The organism is Paenalcaligenes hermetiae (assembly GCF_039543645.1).
Taxonomy (GTDB): domain Bacteria; phylum Pseudomonadota; class Gammaproteobacteria; order Burkholderiales; family Burkholderiaceae_B; genus Paenalcaligenes; species Paenalcaligenes hermetiae.
This window is the reverse complement of sequence record NZ_BAABKD010000009.1, coordinates 619,188-636,736: the sequence shown is the minus strand read 5'-3', so window position 1 is coordinate 636,736 and position 17,549 is coordinate 619,188. Positions and strand designations below refer to the sequence as shown.

The 17,549-nt window shown below is 49.9% G+C and carries 13 protein-coding genes; 8 read left to right on the top strand and 5 right to left on the bottom strand.

The window, feature by feature from the left end; translation table 11 throughout:
• The first annotated feature begins 23 nt into the window (after window positions 1-23).
• The 8 genes from ABD980_RS08795 (at window position 24) to ABD980_RS08760 (ending at window position 11,560) form a co-directional block, all read left to right on the top strand.
• Window positions 24-260 carry an MBL fold metallo-hydrolase gene (locus tag ABD980_RS08795; protein WP_345371069.1) on the top strand — a complete coding sequence of 79 codons (237 nt, stop codon included), beginning with the start codon at window positions 24-26 and terminating at the stop codon, window positions 258-260.
• Window positions 223-642 carry a hypothetical protein gene (locus ABD980_RS08790; protein ID WP_345371067.1) on the top strand — a complete coding sequence of 140 codons (420 nt, stop codon included), beginning with the start codon at window positions 223-225 and terminating at the stop codon, window positions 640-642. Before ABD980_RS08795 ends, ABD980_RS08790 begins: the two co-directional genes overlap by 38 nt.
• Before the next feature lie 251 nt (window positions 643-893).
• Window positions 894-1,850, top strand: coding sequence for a helix-turn-helix transcriptional regulator (locus ABD980_RS08785; protein ID WP_345371065.1), 957 nt, complete (start codon window positions 894-896; stop codon window positions 1,848-1,850).
• Between the two features lie 27 nt (window positions 1,851-1,877).
• Window positions 1,878-4,136 carry a type I restriction-modification system subunit M gene (locus tag ABD980_RS08780; RefSeq protein ID WP_345371063.1) on the top strand — a complete coding sequence of 753 codons (2,259 nt, stop codon included), beginning with the start codon at window positions 1,878-1,880 and terminating at the stop codon, window positions 4,134-4,136.
• Complete coding sequence (locus ABD980_RS08775; RefSeq protein WP_345371061.1) at window positions 4,136-5,491, top strand: restriction endonuclease subunit S; 1,356 nt, start codon at window positions 4,136-4,138, stop codon at window positions 5,489-5,491. The genes ABD980_RS08780 and ABD980_RS08775 overlap by 1 nt, the downstream gene beginning before the upstream one ends.
• On the top strand, window positions 5,484-6,353 hold the full coding sequence (gene dinD, locus ABD980_RS08770) for a DNA damage-inducible protein D (RefSeq protein WP_345371059.1): 870 nt from the start codon (window positions 5,484-5,486) through the stop codon (window positions 6,351-6,353). Before ABD980_RS08775 ends, dinD begins: the two co-directional genes overlap by 8 nt.
• A 41-nt stretch (window positions 6,354-6,394) precedes the next feature.
• The gene (locus tag ABD980_RS08765; protein WP_345371056.1) at window positions 6,395-9,433 is read left to right on the top strand and encodes a type I restriction endonuclease subunit R; all 3,039 of its coding nucleotides are present in this window, start codon (window positions 6,395-6,397) and stop codon (window positions 9,431-9,433) included.
• Between the two features lie 27 nt (window positions 9,434-9,460).
• Window positions 9,461-11,560, top strand: a complete 2,100-nt coding sequence (locus tag ABD980_RS08760; RefSeq protein WP_345371054.1) for a GmrSD restriction endonuclease domain-containing protein — start codon at window positions 9,461-9,463, stop codon at window positions 11,558-11,560.
• Window positions 11,561-12,153: 593 nt separating this feature from the next.
• Here ABD980_RS08760 and mnmE read toward each other — a convergent pair.
• The 5 genes from mnmE to ABD980_RS08735 all read right to left on the bottom strand — a co-directional run bounded on the left by mnmE (window position 12,154) and on the right by ABD980_RS08735 (window position 17,515).
• The gene (gene mnmE / locus ABD980_RS08755; protein WP_260650520.1) at window positions 12,154-13,524 is read right to left on the bottom strand and encodes a tRNA uridine-5-carboxymethylaminomethyl(34) synthesis GTPase MnmE; all 1,371 of its coding nucleotides are present in this window, start codon (window positions 13,522-13,524) and stop codon (window positions 12,154-12,156) included.
• Between the two features lie 38 nt (window positions 13,525-13,562).
• Complete coding sequence (locus ABD980_RS08750; protein WP_345371051.1) at window positions 13,563-15,005, bottom strand: catalase; 1,443 nt, start codon at window positions 15,003-15,005, stop codon at window positions 13,563-13,565.
• A 164-nt stretch (window positions 15,006-15,169) separates the two neighbouring features.
• Complete coding sequence (yidC, locus tag ABD980_RS08745) at window positions 15,170-16,843, bottom strand: membrane protein insertase YidC (protein ID WP_345371049.1); 1,674 nt, start codon at window positions 16,841-16,843, stop codon at window positions 15,170-15,172.
• 91 nt (window positions 16,844-16,934) lie between these two features.
• Entirely contained in the window at window positions 16,935-17,159 is a 225-nt protein-coding gene (gene yidD / locus ABD980_RS08740; protein ID WP_260650517.1) for a membrane protein insertion efficiency factor YidD, read from the bottom strand.
• On the bottom strand, window positions 17,159-17,515 hold the full coding sequence (locus ABD980_RS08735; protein WP_345371047.1) for a ribonuclease P protein component: 357 nt from the start codon (window positions 17,513-17,515) through the stop codon (window positions 17,159-17,161). Before ABD980_RS08735 ends, yidD begins: the two co-directional genes overlap by 1 nt.
• Window positions 17,516-17,549: the final 34 nt, after the last annotated feature.

Genomic DNA, 17,549 nt, shown 5'->3' with positions numbered 1-17,549 from the left:
TATTGATAGATAAAGGAAACGTCATGCTCAAGTTATTTCATAGTGTACTTTTTTGTAGCGCTATTGTGGGAGCGAGTGTACAAGCAGAGCAAAAAATTCAAGTACAAACCTATAAGCCTGGAGCCGATGCGATTTTCCCTGTAGTGTCGAATTTGTTAGTCGCTGACAGTGAGGTGATGCTCATTGACGCGCAGTTTTCACCAAAAGATGGGGAGAAATTGGTTGAGCGTATTCAGGCCACCGGTAGAGCATATTATTAAAACTAAAGATGAGAAGCAGAAGTTCTGGGGGCCGAAGTTAGGGGACAGTGCGCCCGATTTGCTTATCACGCCTGAGGTTTTGCATGGCGATACCCTTGCTTTTGCGGGGCAAAGGATCGAGATCGTTGGATTGGAAAGCAAGACCCCTAATCGGAATGTGCTTTGGATTCCTAGTATTCAAACCATCTTAGGTGGGATTTTATTAGACTCAGGAGAGCATGTTTGGTTGGCTGATACGGCAGCTAAAGAACAACGTGAGGTTTGGGGAGAGCAGTTAAGCTATTTAGAAGGTTTAGATGTAAAAACCGTAATACCTGGTCATTATCAAGGTAAGCTTCCGACAGAGGCAAAAGTGTTAACCGGTGGAATACAGTGGGATTGATGATTTTTCGAATTTAAGCTACAAAACCACGGTTTTGTTGAGCGGCACATTGTTTCATGTGAAACAATGTGCTCAAAGGTGCCCGCTGATCTCCAGCGGGCTTTTCACACTGTTATCTCCATTGGGAAAGAAGCCAAAACTTTCACATGTGAAAGTTGTATAGGTCAAATCAAAATGATTGCATGGTGCAAGTTTATGTAATAAGGTGGCTAACAGTTTTAATAAGACGTTGAGTCATAAAAGGTGCAAACATGCAGGAAAATGCCGCCTTAATACTTGAAAACCATTCACATGCCCAGCGCGAGCGCTTGGCGTTCATTGATTTTTGCCTGCAATACCACGGCTCAGTGGGCCGCAGTGAGCTAATGGCGCACTTCGGCACTGCCGTCGCCTCCAGCACCCGGGACTTCACTCTCTACCGTGAGCTAGCCCACGAGAACCTGGTCCTCCGGCACGAAAACAAGCGCTACTACCGTACCGACAGCTTCCAGCCTCTGTTTCACCATACCCCCCGTGCCGTCTTAAAGGTGTTAACGGATGGCTTTGGCGACGGAGTATCGGCAACTCCTGAACGGTCTGGGTTTTGTGAGGACGCCCCCGATTTAATTGCACCACCCCAGGAGGTTCTTGCAACACTAAGCCGTGCCATCAGTCAGAAACAGGCCGTGCAGATGACTTACCAGTCTCTTACCTCAGGCTCGAGCGAGCGTGTGCTTGTACCACACAGCATCGTCAACAATGGCCAGCGCTGGCATGTACGTGGCTACTGCCGGAAACGCAGCGGATTCCGTGACTTTGTCTGTAATCGCATTACCAGTGCCCATATCTATAAAAAGGGTATCGATACAACGAAGGTTGCGGAACATGAACAGCAAGCAGCGGATGCCCAGTGGAACCAGAAACTGACTTTGGAACTGGTGCCACATCCGAGTCACAAGCACCCGCAGGCCATTGCGCTGGACTATGGCATGCAAGTGACGAATATGTCCCGGCAGAACAACCAGCCAGTTCGACAGCTCAGCATCCGTGCCGCTCGTGCTGGCTATCTGCTACGCCACTGGAACGTAGATTGTAGCCCTGATCACCGGCTGCCAGCCCATGAGCACCATTTATGGCTACGCAACCACCCCATTCTTGAACACTGCGCTAACGCTGTCCTGGCACCCGGCTATGCCGGCACCGGTGGCAAGGCAGCAGTAAGCCTTTAACAACAGATATTGAATAGCGAGAACAGCATGCAACAAAACCACCATCAAAACCTTGTCGGCTTTATCTGGAACATCGCCAACAAGCTACGCGGCCCCTACCGCCCACCCCAATACCGACGGGTGATGCTGCCAATGATTGTTCTGCGCCGGTTCGACCTGGTATTAGCAGAAAATCAAAAGAAAGTATTGGCGGAAAAAGAACGCCTGGAAGCCCGCGGCATAACCGGCCCTGCATTGGAAAAGGCGCTGTCACGCATTGCCACCAATGGCCGCAAACAGGAACTGTTCAATACCAGCGGCTTTACCTTCGAAAAACTGCTGGCCGACCCGCCGAACATTGCGGGCAACATGATTGCCTACATCCAGGGTTTCTCACCCCGTGCCCGGGATATCTTTGACAAGTTCGATTTCGAGGCGGAAATTGCCAAGCTGGACGAGGCCAACCGCCTGTATCTGATCCTCAAGGAGTTCTGTAGCAACGAGATTGATCTCTCACCTAAGACCATCAGCAATCTGCAAATGGGCTATCTGTTTGAAGAGCTGGTCAGAAAGTTTAACGAGCAGGCCAACGAAGAGGCTGGGGATCACTTTACCCCGCGCGAAGTCATCCGGCTGATGGTGCAGCTGCTGTTTACCGATGAAGACGGCATCTTCGCCCCGGGCATTTACCGCAGCATTTACGACCCCACCGCCGGTACCGGTGGCATGCTCTCGGAAGCGGAAAAGTACATTATTGGGGACGGCACCCACGATGGCTTAAACCCAGATGCCCACATCGAGCTATTTGGCCAGGAGTACAACCCTGAGTCCTACGCTATTTGCTGTTCAGATCTGCTGATTAAAGACGCCCCCATCGATAACCTGATTTTTGGCGATACTCTGGGCGTGAAGGATGCCAAGAACAAAAACAACGGCTTTGTGCCCCACGATGGCCACCCGGAGAAAAAATTTCATTACATGCTCTCCAACCCACCTTTTGGGGTGGAATGGAAGCCGGAAGAAGACTTTGTGCGTGAGGAGTACCAGAACCAAGGGTTCTCTGGGCGTTTTGGTGCAGGCCTGCCCCGTATCAATGATGGCTCGCTGCTGTTTCTGCAGCACATGATCGCCAAGATGCACAACCCGCCGAAAATAGTAGGTGATATCAATGAAGGTGGCGACGGCTCGAAGATTGCCGTGGTCTTTAACGGCTCCCCCTTGTTTACGGGCGATGCCGGTAGCGGGGAAAGCAATATTCGCCGTTGGATTATCGAAAACGATTTGCTGGATGCCATTGTCGCTCTGCCCGATCAAATGTTCTACAACACCGGTATCTACACCTACATCTGGATTGTCAGTAACCGTAAGCCCGAACACCGTCGCGGCAAAGTGCAGCTAATCGACGGCACCCGCCATTACAAGAAGATGGACAAAAGCCTGGGTAACAAGCGCAACGAGCTGGCCGAGGAGCATATCCGTGAGCTGGTGCGCCTTTACGCTGAGAATCAGCATGATGCGACCTCTGTTGTACCCGTACACAGCAAAGGATCATCAAGACCGACAGCAACTGAAACCCGTACCGTCAGCAAGATCTTTGATAACCGTGACTTTGGCTACTTGAAAATTACCGTAGAGCGCCCGTTAAGGCTGAATTTTCAGGCCAGTCCTGAGCGTATTGCTCGCCTGGACGAGCAACGGGCCTTTGCCAACCTGGCCACCAGTAAAAAACGTAAAGACCCGGTAGCCTATCAGGCAGAAATAGAAGCAGGCAAACAGACTCAAGCTGCCATCAAGGACCTACTCGAAGAACTGGATGGCGACACCTTGTACCGGAACCGGGATGAATTTGAAGCCTTGTTGAATAAAGCTTTGAAAAAAGCCGATCTCAAGGTGGGAGCTCCGGTCAAAAAGGCAATACTGGTCGCGCTGTCAGAACGAGACCCACAAGCCGACATTTGCACCGACAAAAAAGGCAATCCAGAGCCAGATCCGGAGTTGCGCGATACTGAGAACGTGGCTCTGCCCGCCGATATCAACCTGCCCTTGCCGTTGAAATACGACAACGAAACCGGTCACGACAAGTTGTTAGCGTTGGTAAAGGACCACTGCGAGGCCTACCTGGCCGCCGAGGTACTGCCCCACGTGCCGGACGCTTGGATAGACCATAGCAAAACCAAAGTGGGTTACGAGATTCCGCTGAATCGCCATTTCTATGTCTATGAACCACCACGCCCACTGGAGGAGATTGCAGGTGAAATCAGCCAGCTGGAAAAGGAAATCGTCGCTATGTTGGCGGAGGTGGTTTGATGAGAGAGTATCCTGACTACAAACCCTCAAATGTACCATGGCTGGGAAAAGTTCCCAGCCACTGGGAGGTATGGAAAGTCACCCATGGTTTTAATCGCATAGGTAGCGGCACTACACCCAAGAGCGACAACCCCATTTTTTATGATGGAGACATACCATGGGTAACAACCTCTGAACTTCGAGAAACAGTAATACTTGATACCTCACAAAAGGTTACCGAAGAAGCAGTAGCTACATATTCAGCTCTAAAGACTTACCCTAAAGGAAGCTTGGCTATTGCTATGTATGGAGCAACCATTGGACGGCTCGGCATACTTGGTGTTGATGCAACATTTAACCAAGCCTGTTGTGTATATGCAGAGCCCACAGTGTTTGATACACGATTTGTTTACTACTGGCTCTGGATGCGTAGGCCTATTCTGATATCACTTTCTAACGGTGGCGGGCAACCGAACCTTAGCCAAGATGATTTAAAAAAGATATGGATTCCTATACCGAAAGTTAATGAACAAAAGGCTATCGTGCGTTTCCTCGACCACAAAACTGCTCAGATTGATGCACTGATTGCCAAAAAGCAGTCTCTTTTGGAAAAACTGGCTGAACAACGCACAGCGCTCATCAGTCAGGCGGTCACCAAGGGGCTGGACCCATCGGTACCGATGAAGGATTCGGGTGTTGATTGGTTGGGGGAGATTCCTGCGCATTGGCAATGTCGTCGCCTCAGGTTTGACTTGAAAATGAACCCAAGTAAGTCTGAAATCCAACTTGATGATCAAGACTTAGTATCATTTGTGCCTATGGAAGCAGTCGGCGAGTATGGTGGTTTAAACTTGGATATTGAGAAAGAGTTATCTGAAATAGGGTCAGGTTATACGTACTTTTCAGATAATGATGTAGTTGTGGCAAAAATAACACCTTGCTTTGAAAATAGAAAAGGCGCTTTCGCTAAAGGTTTAAAAAACGGTGTTGCATTCGGAACAACTGAACTTCATGTATTAAGAGCGAATAATAACTTACTGCCTGAGTATCTTTTCAATATCACTATGTCCCATGCCTTTGCAAAGCTGGGGGAATCTGAAATGTTTGGTGCAGGCGGTCAGAAGCGCGTACCAGAGTCATTTTTTAAAGATTTTACTATTGGCATTCCGCCCACCCTAGAGCAGCAGGAAATACTAAATTACATTCAGGATGTGCGTAGCAAATTTTCACAACGTTTTGATAAAGTGACTGAAATAATCTCTCGGCTTCACGAGTACCGCGCTGCCCTGATCACCAACGCCGTCACCGGCAAAATCGATGTTCGGGATTTCTGCCCAAACGCTATCGCAGAGCAAAAGGAGCTTGCCCATGGCTAATACACCCTCTACTAATACTCACCACGAGAGCTTTGAAGGTATCCGCAGAGAGGATGAGCATGGCAGCGAGTTCTGGTCTGCCCGAGAGCTGGCACCATTGCTGGAGTACCACAAGTGGCAAAATTTTTCGCAGGTGATCAACAAGGCCAGACATGCCTGTGAGCAGTCTGGAAATGAGATTTCAGACCATTTTGCTGACGTCAGTAAAATGGTCAGCATCGGCTCTGGCGCGCAACGCCCAGTACCGGATGTCCACCTGTCACGCTATGCCTGTTACCTGATCGTCCAGAACGGCGATCCCACCAAGCCGGTAATCGCCAACGGCCAGACCTACTTTGCTATCCAAACCCGCCGACAGGAGCTGGAAGACAGCGAACAGTTCACCGCGCTTTCTGAGGATGAGAAGCGCCTGGCCATCCGTAAAGAACTTATCGCCCACAACAAGTATCTGGCGGCTGCTGCCCAGGATGCAGGCGTGGAAACACCCCTGGATTACGCCATTTTTCAGGATCATGGCTATAAAGGGCTGTACGGAGGGCTGGGTGCCAAGGATATCCATGCCAGAAAAGGGCTCAAGAAGAGCCACAAGATTCTGGATTACATGGGCAGCACAGAGCTTGCAGCTAACCTGTTCCGTGCTACACAGGCAGAAGAGAAGCTGCGTCGGGACAACATTCAGGGCAAGCAGAACGCCAACAAAACCCATTTCGAGGTAGGCCAGAAGGTGCGGCAAACCATTGGCGAACTGGGCGGCACCATGCCAGAGAACCTGCCCACGCCGGATAAAAGCGTCAAACAAGTAGAGAATGCGCAAAAGAAGCTGGGAAAACAGCAAAACGACGACACTGACCAACATGAGTAGTGGTGAATACCCAGCCAGGTTTTTAAAAAGGAATAAAAGTTATGCACAAAGAAATCGACTTTGAGAACGCCATAGAGCAGGCGTTGATCACCCAGGGTGGCTATCAGAAGGGAGATCCCACCGGTTTCGATGCTGAAACCGCCTTGTTCCCGGCGGATGTCGTAAGCTTTGTGCAGAAGACACAACCCAAGATCTGGGAGCGGCTGAACAACTTGGATGCGAGCAAAGCTGAGAGTATGCTTCTGGATGCGCTCACCAAGGAACTGGCCGCTAAAGGCGCATTGACCGTGTTGCGCGAGGGATTCAAATGCGTGGGCAAGTCGGTGAAGCTGGCGTATTTTGCCCCCAATACCAGTATTGATACCGGCGCGGCTGAACGCTACGCCGCGAACAGGCTGACCGTGGTTCGCCAGGTACATACCAAGACGGGCGCAATTCCTGACATGGTGCTGGCTGTGAATGGTCTCCCAGTTGCCACACTGGAGCTGAAAAATGCCATGTCGGCCACCGGCTGGACGGTTGAAAATGCCAAGCACCAGTATCGCTTTGAGCGCAACCCCAAAGACCCGCTGTTTGCCTTCAAAAATCGCTGCCTGGTGCATTTTGCGGTAGATACTGAGCAAGCGTTTATGACGACCCACCTGAAGGGTAAGGATACCTTTTTCCTGCCCTTCAACCGGGGTTTTAATCACGGCGCTGGCAACCCGCCGGTAGAAGGTGATGTGCGTACCGCCTACCTCTGGAAGGAGGTGCTGGAGCGGGACAGCCTGATGGATATCCTCGCCCGTTTTCTGCACCTTCAGGTGGAAGAGAAAACGGTCGTGACCGAAAAGGGAATCAAGCGCCACCGCAAGGAAACGCTGATTTTCCCCCGGTATCACCAGCTGGATGCTGTCAGGTCTTTGACTCAACACGCAAAAGCCAAGGGTTCTGGCCATAACTACTTGATACAGCACTCTGCCGGCTCCGGTAAATCCAACTCCATTGCCTGGTTGGCTCATCGTTTGTCCAGTCTGCACGATGCTAACAACGAGAAGGTGTTTCATTCTGTGGTGGTGATTACAGATCGCCGGGTACTCGACCAGCAATTACAGAACACCATCTTCCAGTTCGAGCACAAATTGGGCGTCGTCCAAAAGATCGACGAAAATACTCAGCAACTGGCTAAGGCGCTGGCTGACGGCGTACCTATCATCATCTCGACCATCCAGAAATTCCCCTTCATCAGTCAGGCCATCCGCACGCTGGAGCAAAAAGGCAAGGGCATCTCAATTTCGACGGAAGGCAAACGCTTTGCGGTGATTGTGGATGAGGCCCACAGCTCGCAGAGTGGCGAAACGGCTATGGAGCTGCGCAAGATCCTGAACAAGGATGGCATTGAATCCGCCATCGCCGAGCAGTTGCTGGACATGGAGGACGAGAGCCTGAGCGAAGAAGCCAAGAAAGAGCTGATTCGAGAGCAACTCAAACGCGCCAAACAGCCTAACCTGAGCTTTTTTGCGTTCACCGCTACCCCCAAGTTCAAGACCATGGCGGTGTTTAACGAACCGGGCCCAAACGGAGAGGCACCGTTCCATCACTACAGTATGCGCCAGGCCATTGAAGAAGGGTTTATCCATGACGTGCTGGCCCACTACACCTGCTACAAGCGTTATTACAAGCTGATCCAGAAGGTGGAGGATGACCCTGAAGTACCGCGCCGCAAGGCCGCGCGGGCGCTGGCTCGTTTTGTTTCCTTCCACGACTATGAGATAGCGCAGAAGGTTGAGGTGATCGTTGAGCACTTCCGTACCCATACCCGCCACAAGATCGGTGGCCGGGCAAAGGCCATGGTAGTGACCAGCTCCCGGGAACATGCGGTGCGCTACAAGCTGGGCTTTGACAAGTACATCAAATCTAAAGGCTATACGGATGTGAAGTCCCTTGTAGCCTTCTCGGGAGAAATCGCTCTCAAGGAATATGCTGACAAGACATTTACCGAAGTGGGTATGAACCAAGGCATCAAGGAGTCTGAGTTACCAGAGAAATTCAACACCGAGGAATATCAGGTGTTACTGGTCGCGGAAAAATACCAAACTGGCTTTGACCAGCCGCTACTTCATAGCATGTATGTGGATAAGAAGCTGTCAGGCATTCAGGCGGTGCAAACGCTGTCACGGCTTAACCGAACGGCCAGGGGCAAAACAGATACCTTTGTGTTGGACTTCGTTAACGAACCGGAGGACATCTACAAAGCGTTCAAGCCCTATTACGAGGTGACCACCAAGGAAGAAGACACCGACCCTCAGCAGCTCAATAACCTGGCCCACACCCTGTCCACCTGGCAGATTTTCACGGAGGGTGAGGTAAGCGCGTGGTGCGAGATCTGGTTCCGCAATCGACTGAACCCAACAGGTGGCGAGCATAAGAAGCTGAACAGCCTGATTGATTTGGCGGTTGAGCGTTTCAAAAAACTGAGCGAGGAAGACCAAGCCCTATTCAAAGGGCAGTTAGTCAGTTTCCGTAACCTGTACGGCTTCGTCGCCCAGATTATTCCTTACCAAGATTCGGACCACGAGAAGCTATACACCTATGCTCGTTTCCTACTCACCAAATTGCCTTATACCGCCGATACGCGCACGGTACAGGTTGATGATGAGGTAGAGCTTAAATACTACCGGCTGCAGAAAATCAGTGAGGGCGCCATCGACCTGAAGGCTGGTGAACCAGATGCCTTGTATGGCCCGACCGAGGTTGGTACGGGGCAAGCTGATGAAGAGGTGCAGTTATCGACACTGGTCGACAAGCTGAACGAACGGTTTGGCACTGAGTTTACCCCGGCGGATCAGCTGTTCTTCGATCAGGTGAAGGAAACCGCCGTTGCCAACGAACAGTTGCGGCAGGCCGTCATGGCTAACAGTTTGGAGAACTTCGAACCGGTATTTAACAAGCAGCTTGAGAACTTGTTTGTAGAGCGCATGGACGGCAACGAAGACATCTTCATACGCCTTATGAACGACGAGTCCTTCCGCAATATCGCTTCTCAGTACCTGATGCGGGCTGTGTATAACCAGGTCAAAACCAGCGTTGAATCGCAATAACAGAACAAAAAAGGGATAACGTCCGTTATGAAAGCTACAGAAGCCAAGTTGCTCGACTTCCTGAAGAAGTCGCCACAATTTGTCATTCCGATCTACCAGAGAACGTATTCTTGGTCTGAACAGCAATGTCGTCAACTGTGGGACGACATTATACGAGCCGGTACCAACGATGGTATATCAGCCCATTTTATTGGTTCTGTGGTTTATATTGAGAAGGGTCTCTATCAGGTATCCAGCCAATCACCATTGTTGGTTATTGATGGGCAACAGCGCCTGACCACCACCATGCTGATTCTTGAGGCACTTTCCCGACACCTTGGGGACACAGAACCTCTGGAGGGGTTTTCGGCTAAGAAGCTGCGCAATTACTACCTGCTTAACCCGTTGGAAGAGGGTGAACGAGCCTACAAATTGCTACTTACCCAGACGGATAAAGAAAGCTTGCTGGCGTTAGTTACACAAAAGCCATTACCCGATAATGGCTCCCTTCGAGTCAAAGAAAACTTCGAGTTCTTTAACCGCCAAATTGAGAAGCTTAATGGCGACTTGGAATCTCTTTGCCGAGGAATTTCCAAGCTTATTATCGTTGATATTGCACTGAGCCGAGACCAGGATAACCCGCAACTCATTTTTGAGAGCATGAATTCCACAGGAAAAGCTTTGAGCCAGGCTGACCTGATCCGCAACTATGTGCTGATGGGACTGGAGCCGGAGCATCAAACTCGGCTCTATCGCGATCATTGGCGTCCGATGGAGGTGGAATTCGGGCAAGAAGGCTATGGCGTTTACTTTGACAGCTTCATGCGCCACTACCTCACGGTTAAAACCGGGGAAATTCCACGGTTAGATGAGGTATACGAGGCTTTCAAACAGCATTCACGTCGCGCCGAAGTTGCGAGTGCTGGTGTCGATTCATTGGTTGCCGAAATACATGCTTTCGCTCGGTATTTTTGTGCAATGGCATTGGGGAAAGAAACAGATAAACAGCTCGGAATGGCATTTAAGGACCTGCGGGAGCTAAAAGTCGACGTGGCCTATCCGTTTCTGCTGGAACTTTACCATGATTACCAACAGGGTAATCTGTCCCAAGATGACTTTCATAGCGCTATTCGGCTGATCGAGGCTTATGTGTTCCGTCGAGCCGTTTGTGCCATCCCCACAAACTCGCTGAACAAGACCTTTGCGACCTTTCACAAATCATTGCATAAGAACCGCTACCTAGAGAGCATCAAGGCTCACCTGCTCGGTTTGAAATCATACCGGCGTTTTCCGAATGACGAAGAGTTCAAACGGGAACTGGCAGTTCGCGATCTCTATAATTTCCGCAGTCGGAGTTACTGGTTACGCCGCATGGAAAACTTTGAGCGCAAGGAACGGGTTCCGGTCGACGAATACACGATCGAACACATCATGCCGCAGAATGAGAATCTGTCTGCTAGATGGAAGGATGAGCTAGGTCCGGAATGGAAGCGTGTGCATGAAACTTGGCTGCATACGCTGGGTAATCTGACTCTTACGGGCTACAACTCAGAGTACAGCGACCGAGCTTTCATCGAGAAGCGCGATATGCAGGGCGGATTCAAACAAAGCCCTCTACGGCTCAATGATGGCCTTGGAGCTGTAGAAGCATGGAATGAGGACGCCATTAAGAATCGGGCCGCCAAGCTGGCACAGGAGGCGGTGCGGGTTTGGGCGGCGCCGGTATTGCCGGATGAGATTCTTGAGACCTACCGTAACAAACCAGCCAAAGAGCAAGCGTATAGCCTAGAAGACCACCCTCAACTAGCAGAGGGAAGCCCAATGCGTACTTTATTTGAGCTGCTTCGCAAAGAAGTTCTGGCCCTCGACCCGAGTGTTACTGAAGAAGTTCTTAAGCTTTATATCGCATTCAAAGCCGAGACGAACTTTGTCGATGTTGTACCGCAAAAAAACCGATTGCGACTGTCATTGAATATGCCGTTTCACGAGTTGAGCGATCCGAAGGGGATGGCTCGTGACGTGACCAACCTCGGACGTTGGGGAAATGGCGATGTAGAAGTAGGGTTAAGTGAGGAATCTGAGCTGGCCTATGTAATGGGGCTTATTCGACAGGCGTTCGAAAAGCAGATGGGGAACGATGCTGATTGAGCAGTGGGAACAGCGCCCCGGCAACTGGGGCGGAAAGTAGTGGCTGGATGATCACAATGAGCGAAAGTTCTCCAACAGCGGTCGGGGACTCTCCTGGAGGACTTTCCAATCGCTACACATACCTATCTGATTTGGATAACTTTGAGCTCATTCCATGCGCTCTAATGGGCCTCTGAAAGGGCCTTCATGAGGCTATTTCGGTTAGCGAGCACCTGGTGCTATTCAGCCTTGCTCGAAACGGCCTCGCAAAGGCCTTTCTGAAAGAAGAATGTGTGATTCGAATTCGTACAGTCATCAGTGAATCAAAGCTGGTCGAAATATTCAAAGAAACTGGCAGAAAGCTTGGTCCGATCATTCAATCCATGCCGTGACGATTCACTTTCCAGCAATCGTTTTGCCCGGATGATGGCCTCAGCCTGACGATTTACAGCCCTATTGTGCTCCATGTGCTCCGAAAATTTATACTCGGAGCACACACGGAGCAAGAGGGGACAAAACGGATCAAACTGCCTGCAAAGAAATAAAATAAATGTACTTATAAAACAATTACTTACTTGTATTTAGTTGGATGCTTTTCGATCTCTTTGAGTGTTTTACTTCCCGATACAGAAGCTAGAGAAAATCTCTCCGAGTAAGTCATCGCTGGTAAACGTACCTGTGATCTCACATAGTTCAGTATGGGCTAAGCGAAGCTCCTCAGCAAAAAGATCTAGGATCTGATCATCGTGTTGAGCATGGAATCGGGCTAGCTGAAGATGCTCATCACAACGATCTAAAGCATGTAGATGGCGCTCACGTGCTAACCAGGGTGATTCTGTATTGGGTGACCAGCCCGCCAAATGCAGAAGACGTTGCCGTAATGTTTCTAAGCCTTGTCCTGTATGTGCTGATATGCGTAAATGAGAATCATTTTCTTTTGGTAGAAGGTCGAGGTGACTCGTTTCTAATAAGTCGCATTTGTTATACACCCGTATGGTAGGTGTATGTTGTGGTAAGCGAGAAATAATAGTTTGATCAGAGTCGTCATTCGGGTGGCGAGCGTCGATTAAATGCAAAATAACATTTGCTTTGGCAATTTCTTGCCAGGAGCGTTGAATACCGATGTTTTCAACGGTGTCTTCTGTTTCACGCAAACCCGCTGTGTCGACAATATGAATGGGGACGCCATCGATGTGGATCAGCTGAGTGACTCGGTCACGGGTTGTGCCAGCAATATCGGTGACAATAGCGATCTCATCACCAGCAAGAGCATTTAATAAGCTGGACTTACCAACGTTGGGTTGTCCTGCTAGAACCACATGTAGCCCATCGCGCATGACTTGGCCTTGTTTGGCGTGACGGCGTAAGGATTGCAGCTCATCGTGGATACTTTGTAGTTGCTCTGCAGCTTGGTATTTTTCTAAAAAATCGATTTCTTCCTCGGGGAAATCGAGCGTGGCCTCTACTAGCATGCGCAAATGAATAATACGGTCTGCCAGTGCGTTAATTTGGTTGGAGAAAGCCCCACTGAGAGAGGCCATCGCCCCTTTGGCTGCCGCTTCTGAGGAGGCGTTGATTAAGTCGGCGACGGCCTCGGCTTGGGCCAAATCCATGCGGTCATTTAGAAAAGCACGCTGGGTGAATTCGCCAGGAGCAGCGTGTCGTAAACCAAAAGCAGCGCCAACCTCAAAGCAACGAGCTAGCACACGGCGTAAAACGGCGGTGCCGCCATGGCCTTGGAGCTCAAGCACATCTTCGCCAGTATAAGAGTGGGGTGCTTTGAAATAAAGCGCGATACCCTCATCAATGGCTTGACCGTGGGCATCATTAAAAGGAAGGAAGTGAGCGTGGCGGGGACGCAGTGGCTGTGAGAAAAAGGCGTGTACAAAGCCACTTAGATCAGGACCGGAAATACGGACAATGCCAATGCCCCCGCGTCCGGGGGCTGTGGCAATTGCTGCGATAGGATAAGTGGTTATGCTCATAGTTGTAATCAAGAGCAGACCCGACTTATCTTTAGGAGTTAAGCGTTACGTTGGGCAAGGGCCTCGCGTACGCCTTGGGCATAAGCTGGATCTGCTTGGTGAAAATGCTGTAATTGACGTTGGATAATGGCCTCGTCTACGCCGGCAAATGCATCGGCAATATTATTGAATAGCTGCTGTTTTTGCTCGGTGTTCATAAGGCGGAATAAGTCGCCGGGCTGGGAGTAGTAGTCGGCGTCTTCGCGGTGGTTCCAATGGTCTGCAGCTTGGCCATCTAAGGCTAATGGAGGTTCATTATAACTGGATTCTTGCCAAGTATTCGCACTGTTTGGTTCGTAGTTAGGTTTAGCGCCTTGGTTACCGTCTACACGCATGGCGCCATCACGGTGAAAGCTGTTATGGAAAGGGCAGCGTGGAGCGTTAACAGGGATTTGATGGTGGTTGATGCCTAAGCGGTAACGCTGGGTATCACCATACGCAAAGAGACGGCCTTGTAACATGCGGTCAGGGGAATAACCAATGCCGGGAACGATATTGGCTGGGCTAAACGCGGCTTGTTCTATTTGTGCAAAGTAGTTGTCTGGGTTTTGGTTAAGCTCGAGCACACCTACATCAATGAGTGGGAAATCACCATGAGGCCACACTTTTGTTAGATCAAAGGGATTGATGTGATAGGTGTTAGCTTGTTCCTCGGTCATCACTTGAATGCGTAAGTTCCACCGCGGGAAATTTTGGGCTTCGATGTTTTCAAAGAGATCCCGAATGGCGCTTTCGCGGTCTTGGCCGACCACTTGTGCGGCTTCTTCGTTAGTATAGTTAGCGATTCCTTGCTGGGATTTAAAATGAAATTTTACCCAGTGGCGTACCCCATCGGCATTGATTAGGCTATAGGTGTGCGAGCCAAAGCCATGCATTTGACGGAAATTTTTAGGTAAACCTCGATCACTCATTAAAATCGTGACTTGATGCAAGGATTCGGGGTTAAGCGACCAAAAATCCCACGCGGCGTTCATATTGCGTAAATGGGTGCGTGGATCGCGCTTTTGGGTGTGGATAAAATCGGGGAATTTAAGCGGGTCACGAATAAAGAACACAGGGGTATTATTACCTACTAAGTCCCAGTTTCCCTCTTCGGTATAAAACTTTAAGGAAAACCCGCGCACATCACGCTCGGCATCTGCCGCTCCTGCTTCACCGGCTACGGTAGAAAAGCGCGCTAAAACGGGGGTGGTTTTCCCCATTTTAAAAACATCGGCGCAGCTGTATTGGCTAATGTCGTGGGTGACGGTAAAGTGGCCAAAAGCACCAGCCCCTTTGGCGTGTACGACGCGCTCAGGGATACGTTCGCGGTTAAAGTGAGCCAGTTTTTCTAAAAGCCATGTGTCTTGAAGTAACACGGGGCCACGTGGGCCGGCGGTCATGGAGTTGTTATTATGGCTAACGGGTGCGCCAGCGGCCGTGGTGATCGTGCGCTTTGTCATATCGAGTCTCCTAATTACATGATTAAGTCTGATATAATTAGTCTATCGCAAACCAAATATTGATTGAAATTGATTATATTGAAGGGCGCGATAGTTTTTGTTTATGGAGCATAAAAAAAGCCTTCGTAAAAAACGAAGGCTTTTGCTTGAGCAGAAAAAAGGTATTAGCCGACTTTTTTAGCGGCCTCTTCTTTGTTGATTCGACTCGTGATGTATTGTTGCTGGGCGATAGATAGGGCGTTGTTAACTACCCAGTAGAGCACCAACCCAGCTGGGAAGAAGAACATCATCCCCCCAAACACCAAAGGCATAATCATCATGACCTTGGCTTGCATTGGATCAGGCGGGGTGGGATTGAGCTTGATCTGCAAGAACATAGTGAGCATCATGATGGCGGGTAAGATCATCCATGGGTCACGGGCAGATAAGTCCTGAATCCATAAAATCCATGGTGCGCCACGCATTTCTACGCTACCGAGTAACACCCAGTACAGTGCAATAAAGACGGGAATTTGTACCAGCATGGGTAAACAACCGCCTAATGGGTTGATTTTTTCGTTGCGGTAGAGCTCCATCATGGCTTGGTTTTGTTTAACCTTGTCGTCCGCATATTTTTCACGAATGGCTTGCATGCGTGGGGTGACCTGCTTCATTTTTGCCATGGAGCGATAGCTGGCAGCAGAAAGCGGATAGAAGACCAGTTTAATTAAGACGGTCAGTAGCACAATTGCCCAGCCCCAGTTACCAATCAGGCTGTGTAACCAAGTTAAGATGGTAAACAGGGGTTTAGAGATAATAGTTAGCCAACCATAATCCACCACAAGATCCAGGCCTTTGGCAACGGCACTCATGGCTTTTTGATCTTGGGGGCCTACCCAAAGATCGGCGGTGATGGTTTTGCTTTCGCCAGCTGCCAAGGTGCCAACCGGTAAAATGGTTCGTGCGGCGTAGAGGTTATTAGCAACTCGTAGAATCTCATTTTTACGCTCTAGACCCTGGGGAGGAACCCAAGCAGAGGCAAAATAATGTTGCACCATGCCTACCCAACCGTTGTCTGCGGATTGGGTGTACTTGGCTTTATTTTTATCGATATCGGAAAAACCGATTTTTTGGAATTTATCGTCTTCAGAGTAGACTACAGGGCCCGTAAAGGTGCGGTAGAGCTTAGAGGAGTCGGGGGGGTTATTACCATCGCGACTCAGTTGCAGGTAAATCGAAGGGGCTATCGGCTGATCGCTGAGGTTTTCGATTTGGTGAGAAACCTTAATATCGTAGCTACCCTCGGTTAAGGTATAGGTTTTGAGAACGCGAACCTGATCTGCTGTGGCCTCAAAAACAATATCTAAACGCCCTGATTGCAAGTCGGTTTGCTCCGAAATCAAGCGGAAAGGGGTAAGGTGAGTGGGATATGACTGTCCTGCCGGCGCGCCCACCACTCCGGTTTGAGCTAGATAGGTAGAGGTCGCGGAATTATCCAGTAGCGTCATGTGCTCTGCATTTTCATCGGGTGATGCGTAATTAAGCAGCTCGGCTCGTACCAGCTGGGCACCAATGGTGTCGAAGCTGAGTTTATACACATCAGAGGTCACCGTGATAATTTCAGTATCAGCAGAGGCTACCGTGCTTTCAGGTAAAGTGGGAGCTGTACTGGTGCTGCTGAGAGCCTGAGGTACGGTGGTGTCCGCCGCTGAGGCCGGCGTGGTGTTAGCTGACTGCTCTTCGGTAACGGGAGCATTGGCAAACAAAGAGGGTTTGCCGTTGTACTCTTGCCAGTTATTCCAAAGGAGCAGGAGCGAAAAGGAAAAGATCATCCAAAGGATGGTGCGTCGAATATCCATAGCGCCTGTTATACAAAGAATAAGCAAACGTTAAGTGTAGACCAGTTGGTCGATTTACTTAAATAGGGGCTTATCGGGTAATGTTAATGAATTAGTGCTTTTTTTTCGGTGGAACCGGGTCGTAACCGCTACGTCCCCAAGGGTGGCAGCGGCTAATGCGTGTTAATCCTAACCAAAGCCCACGTAAAGCACCATGTTGTTCAATGGCTTCGATAGTATAGGCTGAACACGTAGGAAAATACCGACAATTTCGTCCCAACCAAGGACTGATTGCGATTTGGTAAAAACGAACGCAGCCTATTAATATGGTTTTCATTACCGGACCTTTTTTAAAAGGTCATCGACTTCTGCTCGCACGAGTTTTCGCAATTGCCGTAAAGACGTGTCAGGAACCTTGCTGTGCAGGCGAAAGACGAGGTCTCTAGGGGGTAGATAAGGTCGCTGTAAGCGAAAGGCTTCGCGAATAACGCGTTTGATGGTGTTGCGTGTTACAGCTCGGGCTGCAAGACGTTTAGGTATGATTAAACCGAGTCGAGCGGTATGGCCAACGGGTGACTGACGCGGGGTGTTAAGCACAAACAAAGCCCCTCTTGCTATACGCCTGCCTTTGAGTGCAGAAGCGTATTCGGAGGGGCGATGTAATCGTGCAGAGGCTGGATAGTCAGTACGCATGTAAATAATGCGACCTTTCCAGTACGTGCCAAGA